20 protein-coding genes are annotated in these 23,970 nt (G+C 51.2%); 7 read left to right on the top strand and 13 right to left on the bottom strand.

Annotated features, from left to right (window positions below):
- Window positions 1-36: 36 nt before the first annotated feature.
- From AC5JO6_RS29040 to AC5JO6_RS29020, 5 genes are all read right to left on the bottom strand, one after another.
- Window positions 37-1,512, bottom strand: a complete 1,476-nt coding sequence (locus AC5JO6_RS29040; RefSeq protein WP_496084533.1) for a CoA-acylating methylmalonate-semialdehyde dehydrogenase — start codon at window positions 1,510-1,512, stop codon at window positions 37-39.
- Window positions 1,513-1,758: 246 nt separating this feature from the next.
- A complete protein-coding gene (locus tag AC5JO6_RS29035) occupies window positions 1,759-2,283 on the bottom strand; it encodes a type IV pilin-like G/H family protein (RefSeq protein WP_496084532.1) in 525 nt (174 codons plus the stop codon).
- Window positions 2,284-3,144: 861 nt separating this feature from the next.
- Window positions 3,145-4,857 carry a transglutaminase domain-containing protein gene (locus tag AC5JO6_RS29030; protein ID WP_496084531.1) on the bottom strand — a complete coding sequence of 571 codons (1,713 nt, stop codon included), beginning with the start codon at window positions 4,855-4,857 and terminating at the stop codon, window positions 3,145-3,147.
- 512 nt (window positions 4,858-5,369) lie between these two features.
- Window positions 5,370-5,708, bottom strand: a complete 339-nt coding sequence (locus tag AC5JO6_RS29025) for a hypothetical protein (protein WP_496084530.1) — start codon at window positions 5,706-5,708, stop codon at window positions 5,370-5,372.
- Between the two features lie 272 nt (window positions 5,709-5,980).
- Window positions 5,981-6,709 (bottom strand): LmeA family phospholipid-binding protein, encoded by a 729-nt coding sequence (locus AC5JO6_RS29020; RefSeq protein ID WP_496084529.1) that lies wholly within the window; start codon window positions 6,707-6,709, stop codon window positions 5,981-5,983.
- Between the two features lie 139 nt (window positions 6,710-6,848).
- On the opposite strand from AC5JO6_RS29020, the gene AC5JO6_RS29015 reads away from it, so the two are divergent.
- Window positions 6,849-8,048, top strand: coding sequence for an ATP-grasp domain-containing protein (locus AC5JO6_RS29015; protein WP_496084528.1), 1,200 nt, complete (start codon window positions 6,849-6,851; stop codon window positions 8,046-8,048).
- A gap of 383 nt (window positions 8,049-8,431) precedes the next feature.
- Window positions 8,432-9,337, top strand: coding sequence for a succinate--CoA ligase subunit alpha (locus AC5JO6_RS29010; protein ID WP_496084527.1), 906 nt, complete (start codon window positions 8,432-8,434; stop codon window positions 9,335-9,337).
- A 186-nt stretch (window positions 9,338-9,523) separates the two neighbouring features.
- Here the strand turns inward: AC5JO6_RS29010 and AC5JO6_RS29005 are convergent, their stop codons facing one another.
- The 3 genes from AC5JO6_RS29005 to AC5JO6_RS28995 all read right to left on the bottom strand — a co-directional run bounded on the left by AC5JO6_RS29005 (window position 9,524) and on the right by AC5JO6_RS28995 (window position 13,147).
- The gene (locus AC5JO6_RS29005) at window positions 9,524-11,137 is read right to left on the bottom strand and encodes a hypothetical protein (protein WP_496084526.1); all 1,614 of its coding nucleotides are present in this window, start codon (window positions 11,135-11,137) and stop codon (window positions 9,524-9,526) included.
- A 64-nt stretch (window positions 11,138-11,201) separates the two neighbouring features.
- Window positions 11,202-12,065: a hypothetical protein gene (locus AC5JO6_RS29000; RefSeq protein WP_496084525.1), complete on the bottom strand. Its 864-nt coding sequence runs from the start codon at window positions 12,063-12,065 to the stop codon at window positions 11,202-11,204.
- Window positions 12,066-12,196: 131 nt separating this feature from the next.
- Complete coding sequence (locus AC5JO6_RS28995) at window positions 12,197-13,147, bottom strand: ABC transporter ATP-binding protein (RefSeq protein ID WP_496084524.1); 951 nt, start codon at window positions 13,145-13,147, stop codon at window positions 12,197-12,199.
- A 295-nt stretch (window positions 13,148-13,442) separates the two neighbouring features.
- Here AC5JO6_RS28995 and AC5JO6_RS28990 point away from each other — a divergent pair, with 295 nt between their 5' ends.
- From AC5JO6_RS28990 to AC5JO6_RS28975, 4 genes are all read left to right on the top strand, one after another.
- Window positions 13,443-13,961, top strand: coding sequence for a pentapeptide repeat-containing protein (locus tag AC5JO6_RS28990; protein WP_496084523.1), 519 nt, complete (start codon window positions 13,443-13,445; stop codon window positions 13,959-13,961).
- Between the two features lie 88 nt (window positions 13,962-14,049).
- The gene (locus AC5JO6_RS28985) at window positions 14,050-15,213 is read left to right on the top strand and encodes a 5-(carboxyamino)imidazole ribonucleotide synthase (protein ID WP_496084647.1); all 1,164 of its coding nucleotides are present in this window, start codon (window positions 14,050-14,052) and stop codon (window positions 15,211-15,213) included.
- Window positions 15,214-15,400: 187 nt separating this feature from the next.
- Window positions 15,401-15,586, top strand: coding sequence for a type II toxin-antitoxin system HicA family toxin (locus AC5JO6_RS28980; RefSeq protein WP_496084522.1), 186 nt, complete (start codon window positions 15,401-15,403; stop codon window positions 15,584-15,586).
- Window positions 15,586-15,798, top strand: coding sequence for a type II toxin-antitoxin system HicB family antitoxin (locus tag AC5JO6_RS28975; RefSeq protein WP_496084521.1), 213 nt, complete (start codon window positions 15,586-15,588; stop codon window positions 15,796-15,798). Before AC5JO6_RS28980 ends, AC5JO6_RS28975 begins: the two co-directional genes overlap by 1 nt.
- Window positions 15,799-15,938: 140 nt before the next feature.
- On the opposite strand, the gene AC5JO6_RS28970 is transcribed toward AC5JO6_RS28975, so the two are convergent.
- The 4 genes from AC5JO6_RS28970 to AC5JO6_RS28955 form a co-directional block, all read right to left on the bottom strand.
- Window positions 15,939-18,182, bottom strand: coding sequence for a CHASE2 domain-containing protein (locus tag AC5JO6_RS28970; protein WP_496084520.1), 2,244 nt, complete (start codon window positions 18,180-18,182; stop codon window positions 15,939-15,941).
- 107 nt (window positions 18,183-18,289) lie between these two features.
- Entirely contained in the window at window positions 18,290-19,075 is a 786-nt protein-coding gene (locus tag AC5JO6_RS28965; RefSeq protein ID WP_496084519.1) for a DUF928 domain-containing protein, read from the bottom strand.
- Window positions 19,076-19,414: 339 nt separating this feature from the next.
- On the bottom strand, window positions 19,415-21,172 hold the full coding sequence (locus tag AC5JO6_RS28960; protein ID WP_496084518.1) for an ABC transporter ATP-binding protein: 1,758 nt from the start codon (window positions 21,170-21,172) through the stop codon (window positions 19,415-19,417).
- A 106-nt stretch (window positions 21,173-21,278) separates the two neighbouring features.
- Complete coding sequence (locus AC5JO6_RS28955; RefSeq protein ID WP_496084517.1) at window positions 21,279-22,742, bottom strand: YdcF family protein; 1,464 nt, start codon at window positions 22,740-22,742, stop codon at window positions 21,279-21,281.
- On the opposite strand from AC5JO6_RS28955, the gene AC5JO6_RS28950 reads away from it, so the two are divergent.
- Entirely contained in the window at window positions 22,741-22,863 is a 123-nt protein-coding gene (locus AC5JO6_RS28950; RefSeq protein ID WP_496084516.1) for a hypothetical protein, read from the top strand. The genes AC5JO6_RS28955 and AC5JO6_RS28950 overlap by 2 nt on opposite strands.
- A 445-nt stretch (window positions 22,864-23,308) precedes the next feature.
- On the opposite strand, the gene AC5JO6_RS28945 is transcribed toward AC5JO6_RS28950, so the two are convergent.
- Window positions 23,309-23,959 (bottom strand): sugar transferase, encoded by a 651-nt coding sequence (locus tag AC5JO6_RS28945; protein ID WP_496084646.1) that lies wholly within the window; start codon window positions 23,957-23,959, stop codon window positions 23,309-23,311.
- Window positions 23,960-23,970: the final 11 nt, after the last annotated feature.

Genomic DNA, 23,970 nt, shown 5'->3' with positions numbered 1-23,970 from the left:
AACAAGTCGTTCAGGATTACGCACGATCGCTCACCGCTAAAACTGCCGCGTCCAATCCTGCCAGCGCTCAACTACGACCTTGGTTTGCGTGAAAAATTCGACTGCCTGATGCCCCTGCCCGTGTAAATCGCCAAAGAAGCTGTCCTTCCACCCACTGAAGGGAAAGAATGCCATGGGAGCTGCCACGCCAATGTTGATGCCAATGTTGCCAGCCTCGGCTTCGTAGCGAAATTTTCGCGCCGCAGCACCACTGCTAGTAAACAGGCACGCCATGTTGCCGTATTGACCACTGTTGATCAGAGCGATCGCGTCGTCGATCGTCTCTAGATGCATCAAACTCAGCACGGGACCAAAGATCTCAGTACGGGCAATTTCGCCCCTAGGATCAACATTTTGCAAAATCGTGGGTCGCACAAACGAGCCTGCCTCGTAGCGAGAAATCTTGGGTTGACGACCATCTACTAGCACCGTTGCTCCTTCGTCTGCCCCTTTTTGAATCAGTCCTTCAATCCGTGCCTGACTTTGAGCGTTGATGACTGGTCCCATCTGTACGCCCTCATCTAAGCCATAGCCAACCACACGCGTTTGAGCAACTTCTGCGATCGCCTCTGTAAATGTCTGCCGTGCATTGCCGACTGTGAAGGCGATCGAGGCTGCCAAACAGCGCTGTCCTGCACAGCCGAAAGCGCTATCTGCCATAATCCGCGTGGTCATCGCAATGTCAGCATCCGGCAGGATCACGACCGGATTCTTGGCTCCGCCCTGACACTGAGCGCGTTTACCGTTTGCAGCGGCACGGCTGTAGACGTATTTAGCAACAGGCGTAGAGCCAACAAAGCTGACTGCCCGAATCAGCGGGTGATCCAGAATGGCATCAACGACCGTTTTGTCACCATTCACCAGGTTCACAACGCCGTTTGGTAAGCCAGTTTGCTCCAGCAACTGCACGACTTTTTGCATGGTGAGCGGCACCCGCTCAGATGGCTTAAGAATGACAGTGTTGCCGCAGGCGATCGCATACGGTATGAACCAGAAGGGAATCATGCCGGGAAAGTTGAAGGGCGCAATCACCGCTGTTACGCCCAGTGGCTGACGGATCATGCTTTCGTCAATATTTCTCGCAACGTCTTCTGAGTTGTAGCCCTGCATCAAGATGGGGATACCGCAGGCAACTTCGACGTTCTCGATCGCCCGCCGCAGTTCACCCTTTGATTCCGCCAGGGTTTTGCCGCATTCCTGGGTAATGGTGAGCGCTAAATCGTCAAGATGCGCTTCTAGCAGCGGCTTGAGCTTGAAAAGATACTGGATACGATCGGTTGCGGGGGTGCGTCGCCAGCTCACGAAAGCAGTTGCGGCTGCCTGTACTGCCTGGTCTAACTCACTAGCAGGCGATAGTGGTACCGTTGCCAGAACGTCTGTCGTCGCCGGATTGATGATATCCAGGTAGGTGGTAGCTGTTGAGACACACCATGCGCCGTTAATGTAGTTCTTTAAGGTTGTCGAAGCACCCATAAAATGATGTTGTCAGGTTGGCACTGAAGTGATTTAGCGGTCAGCCGTCAGCCGTCAGCTTTTGAATTGATTGCATAGCTAACCGCAGGCTAAAACTCAACCTCAAAGAGAACGATCGTCATATCCTGATGGTCTAGCAGGACAATTCAGAGCGTGCAGTCGTCTAGAACCCTCAGTCTACGTCACTTTTCGATCGCCAGCACAGCGAGAGTAACGTCAGCGCGATCGCTCACAGGCACATTCAAGTCAGTAATTAGCCAAGTTGTCAAATGATCCAGCGCAAGAGGGTCCAGCATCAGCAACAAACGTCACACCAGCAGGATCACCCGCCTGAGGTTTCTGCGACTGGCACAACACTGCCAGCGTCGTTAATTCACCACCCGCTGCACCAGTGGTGCTACCAACGCTAACGCCTCCAACGTGTGCTCTCAGTGAAACCGGATTCTGAGGAAAAGAGACGTTGATAGCAGACGTTTCAGTATTATCTTGAATGGCGTAGGTATAGTTTGTAGTCTGAGTTTTAATGCCTAAGCCTAGAAGCGAAAAGTCTTCAGTAAAGGTATTTTTTTCTAAAAAGTATGCTTGATGAGCACGATTGAGTGCACCAATGTACTGTTTCGATTCAGTTTCTTTCGCTTTACTTGCCTGGTTTAGAAACGAGGGCAGCGCGATCGCAGACAAAATGCTCACAATCACAATCACGACCAGTAGTTCAATCAAAGTAAAGCCTTCAGAATCGCCGCGAGAGAATTGTTTGACTGACGGTTTCATACGGTTGCTCCTGCAGTATTAAGGGGTAAGCACTCAGGAGATGACACCCTTTTGGGGCTGGCGCAGGTAATGAATAATCAGTGGTCGCTCTAGCGCCTGCCCCTCACAAGACGTAAAAATGCCTTAGCTTCGGTCTTGCCTCAGTGCGGTGTCTCTGGGCGTAGTTGGTAGAGCGATCGAAAAAGTGATTAACCTAAAAACGTGCGTCTTAAGCAAATTGTCAGCAATTCTACGGAGAACCACAAGCTAGAGAAAGTCGAATTTATGGAGTCTTGACGAGACTACATGCAGCATTCATCTCCTCTACATCACCCATTGCTTGAATGCACTGAATAGGGCTTGCGCGTGCTTCAACACCAGAGGATGCCTCATACCAATTCTATAAAATCGCCCTACAGATTCGTTTTTGCGGCTGATCGCTGACCGCTGACTGCCAGCCGAAGCTTGCCTGTGTAGCCACAGTTTAGTGAAATGGTATTAGAAGGACTAACGCATACTCAACCGCGACGTGTTGAGCAACACAAGGTGGCTATCGCTCTCACGAGATCTTCCGGGCACTAAATCTTTTACGTTGTGAGCTTGTTTTTTGCATATTGTCCTAACCCACGAACCCGCAGCCTTAATCATTGGGAAAGATCGGCGATCTGGCTGATAAACGACCCTGCTGGTTTTGGGCAAGCTAGGCTCAGAGTTCTAGGTAGAATAATGGTTTCATTGGTAGTCTTGACGGTGATGACTGGCTTTACGATCTATCAGGTCTTATTGCTTTCGCACAAACGCGTTTAGCGACCAGCCATCAGTCTTTCTCTAGCTATTGATCACAACCAGTCACAAGCATTAGTTCGTTGCAGCCGTTTAGCTTCAACGGTGCACCTCATCCAGCGGTGGCAGTTCGCCAAGAATTGTAAAGCGGACGTGGTTAATGGCTAACTCACCGATCGAAACATCTGCACTATCATCCTGCGTGGTGATAGTTTCAAACGGGATGCCCTTACCGATTTCGGCATGATGCCAGGGTAAGCCCATGAAAAAGCGCGTCGGATAGGGTCCACGTTCAACAACATCATCGGGATTTGACTCCATTGGTAGCCATCCATAGCCCGGTACGTAGAACTCTATCCAGACATGGTTATAGTCCGGTTCTAAAGGGACGTGATGCTGGTCAGCTTTAGCAGGGCATTTATAACGACCCACTGTGCGACAGGCGATGCCGTTTAATCTTGCTAATGCCAAGAGTACACCGACGTACTCTCCACAGGAACCAATGCCTCGTTCCCAGACGACATCAGGCGTATCAATGTGAGGCGTAAGGCTGTAAGAGAGGCGATCGTACACGTAGTTACGAATTTTCAGGATTTTTCGCAGCAAATTGGTTTCGGTACCGATCGCCTCTTTCGCCGCTTGCTGGATCACAGGCGAATCCATTGCTAGATAGTCGTCATCGACCAGGTAACGGTCATAAAAACCTGCGGGTAGCGCGGGCAGGTTGTCAACGTCATCAGGTGTCAGGGCGTACTTAATACCGCGAACTTCTAAAAGCGCTTTCCAACCAAAGATCTGCCGTTCGTGTGCCTTAAGCGTATCAAAATGGAAGACGGCTACACGCTGCCCATCTTGTAATTCTTCTGTAAAAGGAAGTCCGATCGCCTCGACACGCAGGATTTTTTGGCGATGAGTTTCCGTTGGCAGCGCAATCCGCCACTCTAAATTGTGAACCTCGACTTCCTCTAGCGGCAGCAGTTCCTCAGCGTAAGACATCTCGATCAGATAGCCGTTAGAGAGGGTGTAGCGGTCTTGAGGGCAGTGCCGAATGTAAAGCGGATGAATAAAGGTGCGATCGCGAAAGGTCAGCTCCAACGGCTCTTCCAGGTTGTTTGGATTATCCCGAATGTACGGTTCTTCGCCAGCGTAGGAGATGTAAAGGCGATCGTGCCCTTGCTCTGGATTGGGGTAAAATGTAAGACCAGTCGGAAACTCAAATGGGGTCAGAACACAAAACTGCTGTTCGCCAGTGGCACGATCGAGGCAGTAAACTGTTTGCTCCAGGCGATCGCACAACCAGAGTTCTTCACCGCGCACCGTCAGGTTTGTAATGCCTACACCTGGCAGCGGCAATCGGGTAATCAGCCGCTGTGACTGGCGCTCAAAAATAGAGATATAGCCCTCTTTTTGGCTGGCAACATACACCGTAGATTCCCACACAGCAACACCATCCACCTCATAAGGCATGGTGACAAACAACTGCGGAGTCAGGTCATCGAAGCTGCAAACGTACACATTTTCTTCACGAGCGAACCAGATATTTTTTTGCCATACAGCCAGCCCAGTGGCACCAACAAAATCATCAACCCGATAGGGATTCATGACCGTCGCATTATCTGTCACTGGATCGACTCGCAGCAGGTAGCCCCTGACTGAATCCAGCACTACAAGCGCATCGTCTAAAACAGCAACCCCTTGAATGGCGTAAGCGCCCAAAGGTCGAACTGTGCGAGACCAAGCATCCTGTCTAGAGAGAGGCGTTGGAATGGGCATAGGAGGCTGGACTACGGGCTGCGCGTGGCTAGTTTGCATAATTGCGGCTTAGGTTGTCATACCGTTGTCTCTGACCACCAGAACCACGCTCCTTTTTTGCTCGTGCGTAGTCACTTAAAGGAACAATGGTTGCAGAATCAGGACAATCGTCAAGGTTCAATGTTCCAATCATAAACACAATCCTCTCGCTATATCTGTATCGCTGTAGCTTTACGAGAGGATCGTTCGCGGTTGTGACGAATCAGTGGAGCGATCGCATCGTCACAGCCATAGCAGTTCCAAATCAGTTGTGAGCGGCATTTAATGATTGAGCGATCGGCGATCGTAGTTAGCAGACGCAAAAAGAGCTAACCACTAGGAACTGCCATCAAACTGCTTCTCACAACTCAAATAGGATCACTCTCTAGCCGTTTTGTCCAACTGCACCTCAAGAGATCCGCGCTTTGCTCACGCTAAATGAATACGTGCGTTAGCGATCTCCTTATACGCCAAATAGACAAGCTTTCGTAGAAACGCTACGGGTAACGCTCCTACGAAGGGAAACGACTTACTTAGCCGCCGTAACCTGCCTGACGGACAACATCAGAAATTTCTTCAGCGTCTTTGACGTGGTGAAGCGCTTTTTGGCTACCGTCTGGTTCATCAACAACGAAGTAGGTCGGTACAACGATGTGATCTCCTGTAATGTCAGGCGCATCAACAGCAACCTGTTGCGCTTTCTCTTCTAATGACTTGGACTCGTCAATGCGATCGCCCGGATTGACCGTCATATTTGGGTTGCGATCGAGCGCCTCTCTTTGCGCTTGTTTTTGTGCGGGATCAACTTCTTCCGGTGTCATTGGTTGGTTGATCGTTCCTTTATTATCGTTCGGTTCAGAATCTTTATTCATGATGTGACCCTCTCTGTCTCTACTAAATCAGACTTTACTAAATCAAGGCTAAGAGTAAAACAGGTAACACACCTCCTGCTAACGGAGAGACATCGGCTCTCTCGAAAGAGGGAAGTGTGACGCTTAACCGGACTGTTAGACCCCATTGGTTAGAGGACCACTTTTTGCAGACACACCAGCCGAGCGTCAATGTGAACAAGCAGTCAATAGAGAAGCAGTGAACACAGTTGCACGACTGATGCACTTTGACTTAACTTTGACTTAAACAAGTCCTAAGTTGGGAACTGCTCAATGTGGGCGATCGCCCGAAGCAACAATTTACCTTTCTGTGCTTCCAGCATCTTCAGCCGAAGCGCCATCTCTCCAAGCTGAAAATTGCGTAGATCCAGCAGTTCATTCGCCTGGTTTAGCAGAGCATCCGTCAATTCGGGTGAGAGGTCTTTCCCTTCGATATATTCAAGATTATCCAGCGCGATCGATTGACCGTCAGCACTCACGCGCGGCACTGCTGTAAAGGCAACCCGCTTCGTTTCACCCGCTTGTTCCAACACAACATCTGTGCTCAGCAGCACCTTACTGTCGCCAGGTAGCTTGAACTCTACTTGCTTGGTATCAACGGTTACCAGTTCGCCGTTCACATGCACCTGCAGATTTTGCAGTTTGTCACGAATGAACTCAGAGTTGAACGCACGGTTGATGTCTGCTTCAGTCAGCACGATCTGCGTTTCGGCATCGGTTGGCTGGGTTAGCTCGATCTTGCCGAACGCCGCGCTGAGGGGGTTAATGGCAATCTGGTTCGTGCTAAGCTGCATCGACTCTACACGGAGATCTTTCTGCATCACCATCCCTGTGGCACTCACTGTGACAGAATCAACCGAACCTGAGAGCATTTTCCCCGGATCGGTTTTGATGTCTACATCCAGATTTTCTACCTCATCTAACTGGCTCGATAAGCCGACCTCAGCAACTTTACTGATCGCTTGTTCACCCAAATCTGGCATGTAATGGCTCTCTAAACAGGTTATCTTGCGTTAATCTAAGCCACCCTGACTAAACATGAATCGGTAGCACGGTAGAGAGAAGCTGGAAGAAGGTCTATCTTTAGAGGAAGGCTATGTCGATGGAAAAGGTGTTAGCGCTATGGATCTGTTGGAGTATCAGGCGAAGGAATTGTTTCGCGAGATGGGCATTCCGGTCTTGCCGTCTCAGCGTATCGATCGCCCCAAGGATCTCAAAGGGTTGACGATACCTTATCCAGTTGTGCTGAAGTCTCAGGTGTACATTGGTGGACGCGGGCGGGTTGGCGGTGTGCGCTTTGTCGAAAACACGATCGATGCGGTCGCGGCAGCACAGACCATTTTTAATCTGCCGATCATGGGTGAGTATCCCACCGTCTTGCTGGCAGAAGCGAAGTACGATGTCGATCGCGAATTTTATCTGGCAGTCGTTCTCAATCGATCGATCTGTCGCCCTGTGCTGTTGGGTTCACAGAAAGGTGGCATTGATGTGCAGACCGCACTCGAACAGATGCAGCATGTGGTAGTTGATCAGGAATTTTCTCCCTTCTACGCGCGTCGTCTGGCGCTCAAGATGGGGCTTCAAGGCGCGCTCATCGAATCGGTTAGCGGCATGTTGGAGAAAATGTATCGGCTGTTTGTGCAACATGATTTAGACCTTGTGGAGATCAATCCACTGGGTGTCACCGCTACGGGCGAGGTGATGGCGCTAGACGGCAAAATTACCGTGAACGATGATGCGCTGGCACGCCATCCTGCCCTGTCAGCCCTGATTGCTCAGTCAGATGTCAATCAACCTGGGCACCTCAGCGCGGCTCCTACAGCGATGGAGCCAGATGGGCAGGTTGGGATTCTATGCAACGGAGCGGGACTCATGATGGCAACGATGGATGCTGTTTCGCAGGCAGGTGGAAAACCAGCCGTTTTTCTCAATATTGGCGGTGAAACGCAATGGGATGCCTCGCCAACCGCTTTACGGGACCAGCTAGAACGCGGGTTAGAGCAGATGGTGCAGACAAAACAGGTGCGCGTCTTGCTCATTAATCTTGTCAGCGGTTTGATTCCCTGCAATGAGATTGCAGCAGTGATTGCTAAATCTCTGCTGAGCCGAGTACGTAAACCACGCAGCATTAGTGAGATCAGTCCTGAAGCGCTGATTGCTCAAGCTACTCGGTTTCCTCAACTGGTTGTAAGGCTCGTTGGGCGCGATCGCGAACTCGCACGATCGCGCCTAGAAAGCGTCCAGGTAACCCTCATTGATAGCCTCAATGAAGCGGTTACACAGGCTGTAAAGTTGGCAAATGCAGCGACGCGTAATTCGTGAGTAGTGGGGGACGGCTGTAGCTTGCTTCTGCGGAGCAGTAGGCTGAAGGCTAAATGTTTTTACTGTCGTCAGGCACTGACTAGGTTTAACAGTTGACTGGCTAGGAGTTGTACAGAAATAACAGCATGGTCTGTAGCCGTCAGCGAAAAGCTGATAGCTGATAGCTGATAGCTGATCCAAAAGCGTGCAGTTATTTTTTAGCAAGCTCTTAGTGCTTCAAAACACGTTCTCTTCCGACCTTTGGGTAATTTCTCTCTCGACAAAGTTGCTGTACTGTGACTTGAATAGCAGTAGAGTTCGCTTTTCTCATACATTCTGGATACTATTAGGTTTTTTACAGTTAGGTTTTTTCCACGGTGCGATCGTCTCCATCATCAGCGGTTATGAATTTCACCCCAAGCAGCAGAGTCCTGATACAGGGCATTACGCAACCCTTAGGTGCGACGTATGCGCCTTTGATGCAAGCATACGGTACCCAGATCGTTGCGGGTGTCAGCCCTGGATGTGGCGGCACAACGCATCAAGGCATCCCCGTGTTCGACATGGTTGAGCAAGCGCTGTCAGTCGTTGGCGCGGTCGATTCGACGGTGATTTTTGTGCAGCCATATGCAGCGCTAGATGCAGCACTGGAGGCGATCGCGGCGGGCATTCGGCAGCTTGTGCTGATTACTGAGGGCATTCCGCCGCTGGATATGGTGAGCTTACTCAGGAAGGCAGAAGTAACCGAAACGCTGGTGATCGGTCCGAACAGTCCTGGTTTGATTGTGCCGGGACAACTGCTGTTAGGATTGCATCCTGGCGAGTTTTACACACCTGGACACGTCGGGTTAATCAGTCGCAGCGGCACACTCACCTACGAGATTGCCCTGGAATTAACACAAGCAGGCTTAGGACAGTCGATCGGCGTTTGCATTGGCGGTGACGCGATCGTGGGTTCCTCCTTCCCGCAATGGCTCCAAATTTTGGACGAAGACGATAGCACTGAAGTCATTGTGCTGGTAGGTGAGATTGGTGGCGATAGCGAAGAAGCGGCAGCCCACTACATTGCCGAGGCGATCGACAAACCTGTGATTGCCTATGTAGCTGGACGCACTGCTCCTAGAGGTCGGCGGATGGGGCACGCTGGCGCAATTATCAGCTCTCAAACGGCTGAACCAGGCACAGAGGTCGGCACAGCAGACAGTAAGATTAACGCGTTTCGACGGGCAAAAATTCCTGTCGCCGATCGCCCCTGGCAGATTCCCGATCTGGTTAAGAAAACGCTGAAGCTGCCAATGAGAAAAGGTTGAGGCAGAAAGGCTAAAGGATCAACGCTTACAGCCGTTTTCATTTGCATTCACCACACCCCACACCCTACACCCCACACCCATATTCGCTTGACTGTGGCTTACCCAATCAGTAACCGCTGTAAGTCTAAAATTTAGCCTTTATCCTACTGCTCCGCAGAAGCAAGCGACAGCCCTACTCCTGCATCCCTAGCTTCGGCTTGCTGCCAGCAGTGCCTTCATCTCTGATTCACCAGCTCGTCGTACCTGACGGGTCAGGCGCAAGGTAAGCAGGCTGAGTATGCCCAACTGTCCCATCAAGGCGGTCAGCGCAGCCGTGGCTGAGACACCAGACTGTAACGCTGAAAAGGCACCGATCGAGAAGAGCCACACAAATGGCGTTTTGTCAGTAGTGATCTGCAAGGCACCTAAAACAACAGGTGGCAGGATAAGAACAGCGGCAACGGCACCTGCTGCCCAGAGTGCGCGTTTGGGAGACTTCATGAACATCATTAGCTGAGCGATCGCGGCACAGATCAGCGTCAATGTCGCGCCCAAACTCATCACAACCAGTGCGTCAAATTGTGAGTTTGCCTCAGCCCATCCCACTATCCACAGCGAGGCAACCGCAACTGCAATCAGCAGGTTAAGGGCGATCGCCGCCAGTGCCGGACTTTTTTCCCCCCAAAGCAAATCCTTGACAATAGAGCGACTCCAGAATTGTCTCTTACTGGCAACCCGCTCACGGCGATAGCGTGCCCAGTCCAGTAACAGTTGGCGCTGAGGAGTAAGAGCCGCAATCAGCACCATAAACCACAGCAGATTGAAAAAGCCCAGTACAATCAATTCGTTGAACGGTCTATAGTACTCAGGCAGTTGCCGAAAGGCAAACCCAAGCATCCAAACTTCTACACAGAACGTCATCCAATAGCTCTGACGTTTGCTAAGCAGTGTAACATCGGGGTTGCGGAAGCGACGGTTTGCCGACTGCCAGAGCCAGTAAGCACCCGTTCCCAGCGTAATGAGTGCAAATGTGATCGCAAAGCCGAGCTGCGTACCCACTGGTAGATGAAACCAATCAGACATCTCCAAATAGCGCCGATCGCCTTCGCCCCGGTAGTACGATGAGTTCGTCCAGATTTGGAAGAAGAGCGTGTAGCTGCTAAAAACGGCGACAGCTCCCACCCAACCCTGAGCACCACTCATAAAAGCATAGAGCAAGGCACCACTGTAGAAAAACGCGCAGGCTGCCGCTGTCAACAGGTAGATGCTTAGCACATTGGCGATCGAAACACCTGCCCCATTCGCTACTACCAGATGCAAGGGAATCGCCAACAAGACTGCCAGATACGGAATCACTGGTACTCCTAAAACCTTGCCAAAGAGAATATTTTGGCTAGTTTGAGGGCTGAGTCGAATGAAATTAAGCGTTCCGCGTCGTTCTTCTTTACCCAGATCGCTGACGAGCATATACACGCCTGCAAGCAACAGCACAAACGGTAACGTCCAGCTAAGCGCCTGAAACAGATCTGACCACCAACTTTGCCAAGCGATGCGTGGATTGCCGATCGCGTCATAAATACATTCAAACGAGCGATAACTCCCTCTACCTGTGCAATAGGTACTGTATCTTGAGGTCGTGTCAAAGCGATCGGTCGATCGTGCGACAGGCAACCCGACCCAAAAGTACATCAGCACCAAAAGCTGTGTCGCACATGACCCTAAAACCGTAAGAAACACAGTAAGTTTCTTCACGCGACCCTTGAGTTCACGAAACACCTGGGGATTCCAGTCGCTGAATTTATAGAACCGATCGAATGTCATAGCGATTAATACTCCAACTCAGAATCATTCGGGACATTTTGTGAGAAGCGATCTATCAACGAATTCAAGGACGCAGCGGTGGATGGTGAAAACGTTTGCGACACATGCGCCAAAACCAGACGGTAAGCGTACTTAGCCCAAGCAGCAGCACGCCTGTGAAGCCAACAACCCAGTCATTTACATCAGGGAAACCAGAATCGAGACCAGCAGACCAGTACTCCTGGTTTGCTGCATTGATGATGAGCTGTCGGCATTGAAAACCCCAATAGCCCCCCAAGCCATGTAGAACGGCATAGATAATGCCGACCAGAGGCATCACATAAGTGCCCTGTGCTTTGGCTCCCCAACTCAAGCTGTGCAGCAGCGAAAAGCTATAAACAAAGACACAGGCGATCGCTAACAGTAGATAGACACCCATGATTGCTAACAGCGGTAAACCAGCGCTGACGGCTGCCCAAAGGTGAAGCGGGATGGCAAGCGCGATCGCCCAGTACAGCAAGATTGGCACACCCAATAGTTTGCCAACCAGGACATTCTGGCTCGACGCTGGACTCAACCGCACAAAATCAAACGTACCGCGACGCTCTTCTCTCGCAATATCTTTGACCAGCAGGTAACTGCCCAGAAACAGCAGCAGCGTCAAAGCAACCCAGGTCAGCGTGTAAAAAATCTCAAACCACCAGCCCTGCCAGTTAATTCTCAGGTTGCCTGCTTCAATTTGGGCGTAGGCAGTCCATGCGGTTTCATTCTTGATGGGGGTGTCCAACAACGTCTGTACCAGTCTTTGAAAATACAGCACGATAAAGCCCTGTCCTGACAGTGACGCTGCCGCTGCGATCGTGACAGCGCGAGGCTTCAAACGCCCTTTCACTTCCCGCAAAAACTGAGGGCTGCGATCGCTAAAGTAGTCTAGCCAGTTGAATGACATTAGTGCGAAGGAATGAATCTTTGCGTTTTGTTCTCTCTGTTCTCGACCCTGATTGCTCAAACCGAATGGAGTTTTGAGTTCGTTCTGACCTTTCTAACTGCGAACCACTAACAACTAACCGCTAACAACTATTACGACGTTTGCTGATGTCCCATTTTGAGAAAAATGGTTTCCAGATTTTCTTGAGTGCGGTGGAACTCAGTGAGGGGAATGCCTGCGGCAATGAGCGATCGCAGTAAATCGGCTGACTCCTGAAGTCCACCCGAAAAATGAACGCAAAGACTCTGAGTTTCCGGTAAAGTCTCCATCCCTTCCACATGAGGACAATTGTTTAACTCCACTTTGAGTGCGCTTAAATCACCCATACTGGCAATCACAATTTGCTGGCGGCTCAGGCGATGGTACAGGCTTTTCAGGGAGGCACTTTCGACCAGATAACCCAGTTCCATGATGCCAACAGAGGTACAAAGTTCCTCTAAATCGCTCAAGACGTGCGATGAAATCAGGATGGTCATACCAACCTCTTGCAGCGCTTTGATAATTTCGCGGAACTGAACGCGGGCGATCGGGTCTAGTCCCGATACAGGTTCATCTAGCAGCAACAGGACAGGCTCATGAATAATGGTGCGACCGAGACTAAGGCGCTGCTTCATCCCGCGTGAGAGGGTAGCAATCAGGCTATGGCGCTTGTGAGTAAGCTGCACCAGTTCCAGCACGTCTTTCAAGCGGCGACTGCGGTGTGGATCTCGTAGTCGGTAGAGCCGTGCGAAATAATCCAGATAGTCCCAAACGGTCAGGTCGTCGTAGAGTGGAAAGTCATCGGGTAAGTAACCAAGCTGCCGCTTCAGATGAGGGTTGTCGCGATCGCGCAAAAGTCGATCGCCATTGATATAAATTTCGCCGATCGTTGGCTCTTCTGCGGTCGCCAACATGCGGATCAGCGTCGTTTTACCCGCACCATTGGGACCAATTAACCCATAAACTTCACCCGCTTGTACCTGCAAATCGACATCATTAACGGCAATCTGGCGCTCAAATTGTTTAGTTAGCCCACGGGTAGAAATGGCGAGTGCTTCTGGCATGGGAGTAAGAAGTGAGGAGACGTTTTGACTATTGCTTATCGAGTTGACTCTAGTGGCTTGATTCTTGCTTAGTGCCCCCTGTCTGAGCATCAAAAAGATACCCGTTACCTTAGCTTCTTCCTACAGGTTTTGGCAGGGGCATTACGGAAATTGAAACGAAAGCTCAAATTCGAGCTTTTCTCGTCTGTATTCTTGTAGGCGACAGCCATAACATGCCAGTGTGCCATCAGCGTTTGGCAGCAACCCTTGAGTGGCATTGGCTTACACTAAAACTGTAGTTTCCATACCGTGACGAATGCTGATGAGCCGCTTTTTCGCCACATTATTCTCGCTGTTGCTGATTGTCGGTGTGCTTCCCGTTCAAGCAGAGGCGGTAACGGGTGCTAAATACTCCTCTCAATACGCCCCGCCGCCGTCTTATAGCAATGCTGAACTAGCGGGCAAAGATTTTTCCGGGCAATCGCTACGTGTGGCAGAGTTTTCCAACGCCAATCTCAACCGGACAAATTTTGCCAATGCTGATCTGGCTGGTGCGGTCTTCAGTGCTTCGACGATGACGGAAACCAATCTGCACGCTGCCGACTTAACCCAGGCAATGCTGGATCAAGTGAAGCTGTCTCGCGTCGATCTGAGCGATGCTGTTTTAGTGAATACGATGATGCTCCGCACTGTCTTTGATGGCGTGAATATTGCGGGAACAGATTTTAGTGGTGCGATTTTAGATCGGGTGCAAGTTCGAGAATTGTGTCAACTAGCAAGTGGGGTGAACCCGAAGACGGGAGTGGAGACGCGGGAGTCGTTGGGGTGTCGTTAGGGCAGAGGGCAGAGGGCAGAGGGCAGAAGGCGGGAGGTGGGGAGTGGGGAGTATGTAGATGGACGATCGCGGGGAGGAGACGAATGTGATCAAGCGTGTGGGTGTGATTGGCGGTGGTCAGCTTGCCTGGATGATGGCAGCAGCAGCCAAAAAATTGGGTGTGGAACTGATCGTGCAAACCCCGTCCTGTGACGATCCGGCGGTGAGCATTGCGACAAGGACAATCCTGGCAGCGATCGACGATGCCACTGCAACCGCAGAATTAGCGACTTTATGCGATGTCATTACGTTTGAGAACGAATTCGTTAACCTGGACGCTTTATCACAGTTAGCGGGGCAGGGGATTTGTTTTCGCCCCAGCCTGGATGCCCTCAAGCCCTTGCTGGATAAATATCATCAGCGCTGTTGTCTGCGTGATTTAGGGTTGCCAACACCTCAATTTGTGGCTTTAGAAGCAGTGAGAAGTCAAACTACAGAGGGCAAGTCCACCTCAACGCTTAAGCCTCAAACCCCTCCCACGTTTTCTTTTCCCATTGTTCTTAAAACCAGACGACACGGCTACGACGGTCAGGGAACGTTTATTGTCAAAGATGCTCAGGAACTAGAGGCGGCTCTGAGTCGGTTGGAAGACACGCCACTGTTAGTAGAAGCGTTTGTGCCCTTTGAGCGGGAGCTGGCAGCGATCGCCGCCCGGTCTACCACTGGCGAGGTTGTAATTTACCCGATCGTTGAAACGCAGCAGGAACAGCAGGTTTGTCGGCGTGTGTTTGCACCAGCAGCGATCAGTGCGGCGATCGTGGCAGAAGTGGAGGCGATCGTGCATACCTTACTCAGCAGCCTGGAAGTTGTAGGTTTATTTGGCATCGAACTGTTTCTAACGGTTGAGGGTAAAGTACTGGTGAACGAAATTGCTCCGCGCACGCATAATTCTGGACACTTCACGCTGGATGCCTGCGAAACGTCTCAGTTTGAACAACAGTTGCGAGCCGTTTGCGGGTTACCGTTGGGCAATCCTGCCATGCAGGTTCCTGGAGCGGTAATGGTCAATCTTCTGGGCTATGAAGAGTCTCAAAGCGACTATCAGGAAAAGCGGCAACAGTTAGCAGCCGTTTCTAACGCTCATGTGTATTGGTATGACAAGGCAGAATCGCATCCGGGTCGAAAGTTGGGACACGTGACTGTTTTGCTAGAAAAAGAGCAGTGTGGGAGAGAGCTTGCAAGCGCGATCGAATTCATCTGGTATGGCAGCTAAACCGTTTGCTGGTCTACTGAGTTACCGATGGAAACTGTCTACTGAGGTTATCCGCCCACGTTCAGTAGACATTTATCTCAGTGGTATCTAGCAGATCGTATTTCGAGACATTGGCTCAGACAGACGATAACTACGAGCTACGTTTATCGGCGTTGACAAGTCTCTAGGCTCTCTCTAGGCTTGAGACATGAAGGTGAAGGATATCATCAAACTGATTGAGCAGGATGGTTGGTACTTAGCTCGAACACGAGGCAGTCATCGGCAATATAAGCATCCTTACAAACCAGGTCTAGTGACTGTACCTGGAAAATTGAGTGACGATTTAGCGCCAGGAACTTTGGATAGTATTTTGAAGCAAGCGGGTTTGAAATAATGCAGTATCTTATCGTCATTGAGAAGACAACAAATGGATATTCCGCTTATTCTCCTGACTTACAGGGATGTGTCTCAACGGGGGCAACCCATGAAGAGGTTGAACAGAATATGCATGAAGCGATCGTGTTTCATCTTGATGGCTTGAAACTGGAAGGTTTAGAGATTCCACGACCGACAACCTCATCAGCCTATGTTGAAGTCGCCGCCTAATACTGAGCTTGAGCTAACGATATTAAACTCATCTGTGAAAGGTTATTTGTTTTGGCTCAAGGGTGCTGTCAGGTCAGTTCCGACAGAGGTTTTCTTTGCAGGTTACTCGTTTGATTAGCGACTGTCGAAAGGATTAAACCCTATGCCGATCGCCGCAGCCGATCGAGTGCCGCCGATACTTCGGGAGCCAAACCAGCAAAGCGAATAGGCGTTCCTGTGAACCGAATCCGCACACAGTCTGGGTTGGTCGCTGCTCTATTTAAGACCTTGGCGTAGAGGTCATCCAGTTCAGCAGCAGCTTGAGATGGAGTAAGTAAATTAAGTTTGAGGTTGCTGAGTGGGGTAAGGAAGTGATCCGATCGCAGTTCAGCGCTTTTATCCGAAAGGCTAACCAACGTGCCTTCAAACAGGGTGCCCACTGCATGTTTGCCTTCTAGAACGGTGTAGCGCACGGGTATTTCTGACGTGAGCATGACGAATGCTTCTTTTTCTTCGGGCAAAGAGAGATTGTGCTTGCCGCCGATGCCGTTGACATTGTGGAGAGTAACGGGGTCTTTGATGCCTTTAGGTTCAACCTGGATGTGTCTGTCCACATTCACAATGTTTCCAGCATCGCGGAACGTGCCGTCCGAAATGAGAATTTGTCCGCCAACGGTATAGGATTCGATGCGGGCTGCCAGGTTGACGTGATTGCCGATGACGGTATATTTGGCGCGTCGTTGAGAGCCAATGTTACCGACTACAACTTCGCCTGTATTGATGCCAATGCCCATTTCGATCGCGGGTAGCCCAAGCTGCTGATTTTGCTGATTGACCTCTGCCATTGCTGACTGCATGGCGATCGCGCAGGCAACCGCACGTTCCGAATCGTCCTCCCGATAAATGGGCGCACCAAACATGACAAAAACGCCATCCCCAATAAACTCATTGATGGTGCCGTTGTAGCGGTTGACTGTATCCGACATCATGCCCAGGTAGAGGTTGAGAATGGTTACGACCTGTTCAGGCGGCAGGCGTTCAGAGATGGCTGAAAAGCCACGCAGGTCAGAAATCAGAATGGTTACTTTCCGGCGTTCCCCACCGAGGGTTAAGCCACTTGGCGTTTCGAGCAAGCTGGCAACGACTTCATCGCTCAGATAGCGCCCAAACGTGCGGCGCATCTCAGCCGCAGACCGGGCGACATAACCCGTGATGACGATCGCAGACCCCATTAACGCCAGGAAGGGCGGCACAACAGGAAGCCACCATCCCTGTAAAAAAGCGATGTAGCCACCCGTCACCAGACAGCCTGAGGCAAACAGCACGCTGACCGTATTCCAGGGACGTATACCTGGTCTGCCCATATAACGCTGTCGCCAGCTTAAAATCGCCCCAACTGTTGCCCATCCTAAAATCCACAGTCCTTCTAGCGGTTCGCTCCAGGTTTTCAGTGTGGGCATTCGTTCATCCAGCGCGGCACTGAGAATCTGGCTGATCAGGTTGGCATGAATGGTGACCCCTGCCATCCGTGTAGGAGCGGTTAAACTGCTGCTATATGGCACGTAGAACAAGTCTTTCAGGCTTTCGGCTGTGGCACCAATCAGCACAATGCGATCGCGCATCAAATCGGATGGCACCTTGCGCTCCAACACCTCTGTTAGCGTGATTGTCTGAAAACGCTGCATGGTGCCCCGATAGTTCAGCATGACCTGGTAGCCGCCTGCTTGAGCGCCGACATAGCTGCCCGTATTCGCGGTCAACGGTGGAAAGATGGCTGCACCTAGCTTTATGGTCTGATCAGCAGTCATCTCTGGCTCAATGCCGTTCTCTTTCAGGTAGAGGGCTGCCAGCGTGAACCCAAAGCTGAAGACGTTTTCACCTTGCTCATCTTCGAGGTAGAACAAGCCCCGACGGATTTTCCCATCGCCATCCAGCGCGAAGTCATTTGCGCCAACCTGATCGCGCTGCTTTAGAGCGGGAGGTGGTTTCACCGGGGAACTATCGCTGCTGCTGCCAACTTTCTGGACACCGATGAGATTGGGTGTCGTTGCAAAGAGGTTAGCCAAGGTTTGACCACCTGGCTCTACAGGCAGATCGCGGTAGAGATCCAGCCCGATCGCCGCTGGTTTCTGCTGCTTAATCGTCTCCAACAAACCAGCGAGTTCTGCATCTGTCAGCGACCAATGCCCGACCTTCTGCACATCTGCCTCGTTGATTTCAACAATGACAATGCGAGGGTCGATCGCCTCTTGAGGACGCAGGAGAAAAAACTGATCCAGCACTGGAAATTCCAACGCTTGCAGTAAGCCCAGCGATCGCAGACCCAGAACGACGAACGTGACGCTGGGCACCGCGATGATCATTCCGCGCCATTGCCAGATCTTTTGTTTCAGCACGTTCCACATAGGGCAGTTCCAGGGCACTCAGACTCACAATTGAGCGCTCAGCTATGAGCTTTTTCTGATCACTAATCACTGCATCCGGACGATGGTCACGCCTCCAGCGATCGCAGCTACGGCTTCTCAGTGTTAGCAGTCACCAGGGGTGCCGCTGCAATTGCCTCTAACCCGACCGATCGCACCACGTCACGCCAGTCATTGAGAAACCTGGAGTTTTGTGGATATTTCTGCTGGAGGTCTGCAAGTTCGGTCAACGTTTCGTGCCAGATGCCAGCCTCGGCATACAGGTTTGGACGATTACCCGGTAAGGTCTTTTGGAGGGCTTTTGTCAGCGCGACATCGGGGTTCGATCGCTCAATCCATCCTTCTACCGTGGGGCTACCACTCAAGCCAGTAGTCGCATCGCAGAGCGTTGTCATAAACCAGTGATACTGCTTCCCTACTTGCAGGGCTGGGGCACTGTCTGGGAGGTCAAAGCGCACAATGCCTGCTGTGGCGGGTAGCGCAAAAGTGGTTTCGTAAACGACTTTGGTATCGTCATCGCTAAGGAGAAGGAACGCGGCTGTTTGTGCGGAAGATTGGGGAATGTAGACAAAAAAGCTGGGGCGCTCGGCAAAGGTGAATCCCAATCTGGTGTTCGGCACAACCGCTGTGAGCAGTTTGTTTGTCGGTTGCTGGCTACCTCGCAAACAGGAGCCACGGCTTGCCCCACCGGCGGTCGATCGCGGTGCACCCCGTTTCGGCACTTTAAATTTAAGACTAACCTTGATGGGTGATGCGATCGCAGGACGGGGCACAGCCGTCTGTGTCGCGGCTGGTAGCTCAGTGACCAGCACAGACGGCACCAGTAAAGTTAGAGAAAGCAGCGTGTGGTAACGCCAACGTTTTGTGCCGAGCATCGTAACTCCTCCCTCAGTTCTTTCAATAAGTGATTATAAGAGTGGTTACCTGTGAACTCACGACTGAATGTGAGGTTTCTAGACGTTTTCTACGTAAAGCAACTAGTTTCTTAGCCCAGCCATCCAAATCGAGGTAGCGCATCTGCTAAAACTCAGCGCGATCGGTCTACTCTCTACCCAGCTTTAAAACACAGTTGACTCGCTGATAGGCGTGGATCGCTACCTTAGACTACCCGTCGTCTTTGGGATACGCTCACCATCACTGTAAAACGCAACAAAGCATTGGATAAAACGCTTGACAGAAGCGAATCGATACGGAGAATGATCTGGAAGCACCGTTTATTGCAAGACTTCCTCTAGCTGGTGCTGGTTCCATAGGGTTTTGTAAAGTCCTGTCTGCCCCAGCAAGGCAGCGTGAGTCCCAGACTGAACGATCGCGCCCTGCTCCATGACAAAAATGCGATCGGCACTCGCGGCTGCCGATAATTGGTGAGAGATGAAGAGTACCGTTTTGCGATGGGTGCCTTCAGAGAGATTGCGCAAAATTTGGGTTGCGGTCTGGTTATCGACGCTGGAAAGGGCATCATCCAGAATCAGAATCGGTGCATCGACCAGTAACGCCCGCGCTAGGGCAGTGCGCTGCCGCTGACCACCCGACAGCGTAATGCCGCGTTCGCCGACGATCGTCTCGTACTGATGCGGAAAGTTGAGAATCTCGCTGTGAATCTGTGCCTGTTTGGCAGCCTGAATCACCAGCGCTTCATCTGCACCTGGCTCCCCGTAGCGAATGTTGTTTTTAATCGTCGTGCTGAAGAGAAAGCTGTCCTGAGGCACATAGGCGATCGCGCCACGCAAATCGGCAAGCCGCACCTGGGTAATGTCGTAGCCATCCAAAAACAGTTGACCGGGGGCAATGTCTAATAAACGGGGTAATGCGTTCGCCAGCGTCGATTTGCCAGCGCCGATCGTTCCTACAATGGCAACGGTTTCCTGTGGCTGAATCGTAAAGCTCACCTGTTGCAGTGCGGGCTTCACGGTACCGCTGACGGTTGGAAAGGCAAAGGTCAGGTTTTGCGCGGTCAACTGACCTTGAACCTGCGATCGTGATAGAGCGATCGCATCAGGACGATCGCGAATTTTGGGCTGCACGGTGAGAATGGTTTCGATGCGATCGACGCTCACCTCGCCTCGCTGGTATGCCGTAATGGTGAAGCCAAGCAGGGCAGCCGGAAACGCCAGTTGACCCACATAGAGTAAAAGCGCGACAAAATCCCCGACTGTAATGGCACCTTCATTGATGGCGCTGACCCCAAACCGCAGCACGACCAGCAGCCCTACGCTTGCCAATCCAGGTAGCAGCGGCAGCAGCGTACTGCGCGTCAACGCCAGCGAGATATTTGCCTCCAAAAGCTCCTGATTCCGTCGTTGAAACGCCTCTCGCTCATTTTCTTCCTGAGCGTAGATCTTCACCAGGGCAATGCCGCTCATGTCTTCTTGAATCAGTTCGCTCAGATCAGACAACTGCTCCTGCACGACAATCTGCTGCGCCCGAAGTCGCGTGCTAAACAACTGCACCAAGATCAGCATCACTGGATAGACCGCCAGCGACAGCAGCGTCACTTTGACATCGATTTTGAGCATTGCGGGTAACGTCAGCGCGTAGGCAAACAGCGTATTCGCTACGCTGAGTACCGCAAATCCCAGCAAACGGCGAATATTATCGACATCGCTCGTCGATCGATTGATGAGATCGCCAACGGTATTAGCAGCGAAATAGGATGGCTCTAGCGTCAGCAAATGGGCAAATAGCTTCTGCTTCAGGTCAAACTCAACCTGACGACCCACACCAAACAGCAGCGTCCGCGAGATCATTCGCACAATCCACGTTGCCGATGCCATGCCCAGCACCAGCACCACGTAGTAAAAAACCTGATCAAAGCTAAACGTCACCTGAAGCGTGTCGATCGCATCCCGAATCTGCAACGGAATGCGAACCCCCAGAAAATTCACAATGAAAAGTGCTAGAACGCCTGAGACTGCTGCTTTCCAGTGAGGACGAAGGTATTGCCCCAGTTTTCGCAGTCGAGATTGAGCCATTGTTCGGTATGTCGGTGTTGCTGTATCAGTGCGGAAACTCTCTCATCCTAGACGAATCGGAGCCGCGATCGTTCACTGCTGCTTGCCCACATTTCTCCTTAGTCGTCTACCACTGTTGAGAAGGTTGGTCAGAAGGGGGACTGTTGCTGCGTGTGCCAGTAGACGGATTGTCTGTGCGCGTAGGATCTGTGCGCGTAGGATCTGTGCGTGTAGGATCTGTACGTGTAGGAACGGTGCTTTGAGAAGGAGAAAAGGGTTGGTCAGTAGAGGGAATCGTTTGAGGAAAGGTGGAACCTAACGGGGATGTTTCTAGCCGTGAAGGCGGAGAAAAGGCTTGACCGCGACCTAAGGGTTCCACAGCAACGCCACCACAGTCTCTAAGATCCCGAAATTTAATCCAACCGCGCAGAAAATAATAGAGCGCACTGGAATATTCTTCGATCGCCTGTGACCCCAAATAGAGTGCATCAACGCTGGGCAAAAAGTCAGTTGCCTGAAGATTGTGCTCCACCAGGTCGCGTTCTGGCGCTAAATTATCCAGCTTAGACCGAGCGGGCACGGTGTAAAAATCAGTGGGTCGGGCGATCGGGCAAAAGCCAAACACTTCTCGGAAGGTGCGAAACGTCCGCTCCGTGCTCATGGCAGTATTGACAACGGTCAGTTGATTGCCATAGCTGATTCCGTCCAGTAGCTTTTTAATATTTTCAGCACTTTTGCGAATGCTGATGCCATCGTGGTCTAAACGCATGGCACCGCATGGCACCCCCAGATACTGGTTGAGAAACGTCTCAATATCTTTGGCTTCCGACGCGTTCTCCTTTGTCTCTCCCTCTTTGAGCTTGCGATCGAGCCTCTGAGGAGCGCTAATCACGATCAGGCTACCAGGGTTCTGTCGATAAAGCTGGGCGGCATACAGCAGGCGATCGGCTTTATCAGTCAGTTGAATCGGCAGTTGAGTGCGTCCCTCTGTCAGTGCCCGATACGTTGCGAGGGTCATCGGTTCTTCGCCGTCTGGTGGTCTTGGCGTGGCGGGTTGGGGTGCCCCTGCTGGCGGTCTTGTTGGAGGGCAGGTCGTTCTTGGTCCTAAAAACGGACGTGTTGTGCCCTCTCCCATAAGCGCAATAATCGGCGTGCTGCCAGCGACCTGCGTGGGAGTAGATTGAATCATTTTGATGCCTTCCCATTCCAACTCTTGAGCCAGAAAGTAAGACACGATCGGTAGGCAACACGCCAGCAAAAGCACCAGTCCAATACGAATAATATTACCGACAACCTTGTTGATTTTTGCTCCGGTCAGCAAAATCAGGAGCAGAATCACAGCCAGACTGAGCGGTCTAAACGGCAACGAAATCAGATTCCAGAGCGTTCTAAAAATATCCGAGCTATTAAAGCCGACTGGTTCGATGGTAAAACCCACCCCCAGCATCAGCAGAATGAGCAGCAGCACCAACATGCCCAAGAACGCTTTTGGCAGCGCTTTGAGCAGCACAAACCAGGTGACTAACCCAATCACAATCCAGAGCAATACCTGGGTCAGCAGCAGAAAAACATCGGTAAGCAGTAAAACCATGCTGAGCGTTCCTACCTGCCTGCTACATCTGCTTGATGACCATGCCAGCGCGATCGCCTATTCATATCAACCGACCGTCCACACTGTCTTTTACAGAGACCATGATGCAACCAAATGGTGAATTAGCAACAATTCATTGACAACTGACAACAGGTATTCGTCTGAGTCCAAAGTCAGGACGATCTGAAATGCCCATTTAAATGATACGTTTTTTAGCACAAATTAGTACAAATGTCCGTTTGGCGCGTTTGCTTGGAGCTGATGATGGCGATCGCACCTCGCTCTCAAAGAACTAAAGCATTGCAAAATAGGGTGGGTTGCTTTTCTACCCAGTTAAGTGATCGGTTGAGGCATCTTTAGGAGGTTATCGCAGTGTCAGTCATTCTTGCTCTCATTGTCTTTGGCATTCTCTTTTTCGCCCTAGCGAAAGAGCTAGTGAGCAAGTAGCAGCGTATGGTGGCTGTTGGCGATTGGTTCAGTATCCGCAAAACAATGCAAAAAGGGCGCATCTAGCGCCCTTACTCCTGTAAATCCTTTTGTCCAAAACCTTAAAACGGTGAACGATTTTAGAACGCGCCCACTTTTGCCACGATGACGTAGATAGTGCGTGCAATCAGAGACAGATCGTAAAGCGGATGCCATTGCTCTTGATAGCGCAAATCAAGCTCGACAATATCTTCAAAGTCTTTGACCATCGATCGACCGTTTACCTGCCATTCTCCGGTCATACCCGGCTTGACATTCAACCGTTTCCAGTGGTGGCTATCATAACGTGAAACTTCATCAGCCGTAGGTGGGCGTGTGCCGACGAGACTCATTTCACCAAGCAGCACATTCCAAAACTGGGGAAACTCATCCAAACTGCTGCGGCGCAAAAAGCGACCCATTCTCGTGACGCGAGGATCGTCCTGGTTTTTGAAGATCAGCCCACTTGCCTCGTTCTTTACCTGCGACTTGAGAGCATCTGCGTTCTGCACCATAGAGCGAAACTTATAGATGCGAAACGTTTGACCCAGCAGACCGTAACGCTCTTGAACGTAAAAGATAGAACCGGGGCTATCTAGCTTGATAGCAAGAGCTAGAGGGATAAAGAGAATTACCAGTAGCAACAAGCCAACTAAACTACCCACAATGTCGACCAGGCGCTTGAAGAGTGAGTGAGCCGATCGGTGGGGTACTTGAAGCTCGGCAGAAGTAGGCAGCGACGAATCAACCATTGTGTTAGGGA

Source organism: Tildeniella sp. (assembly GCF_059505325.1).
Note: the sequence above shows the minus strand (reverse complement) of the source record. Positions and strands in the feature narration are given on the sequence as shown.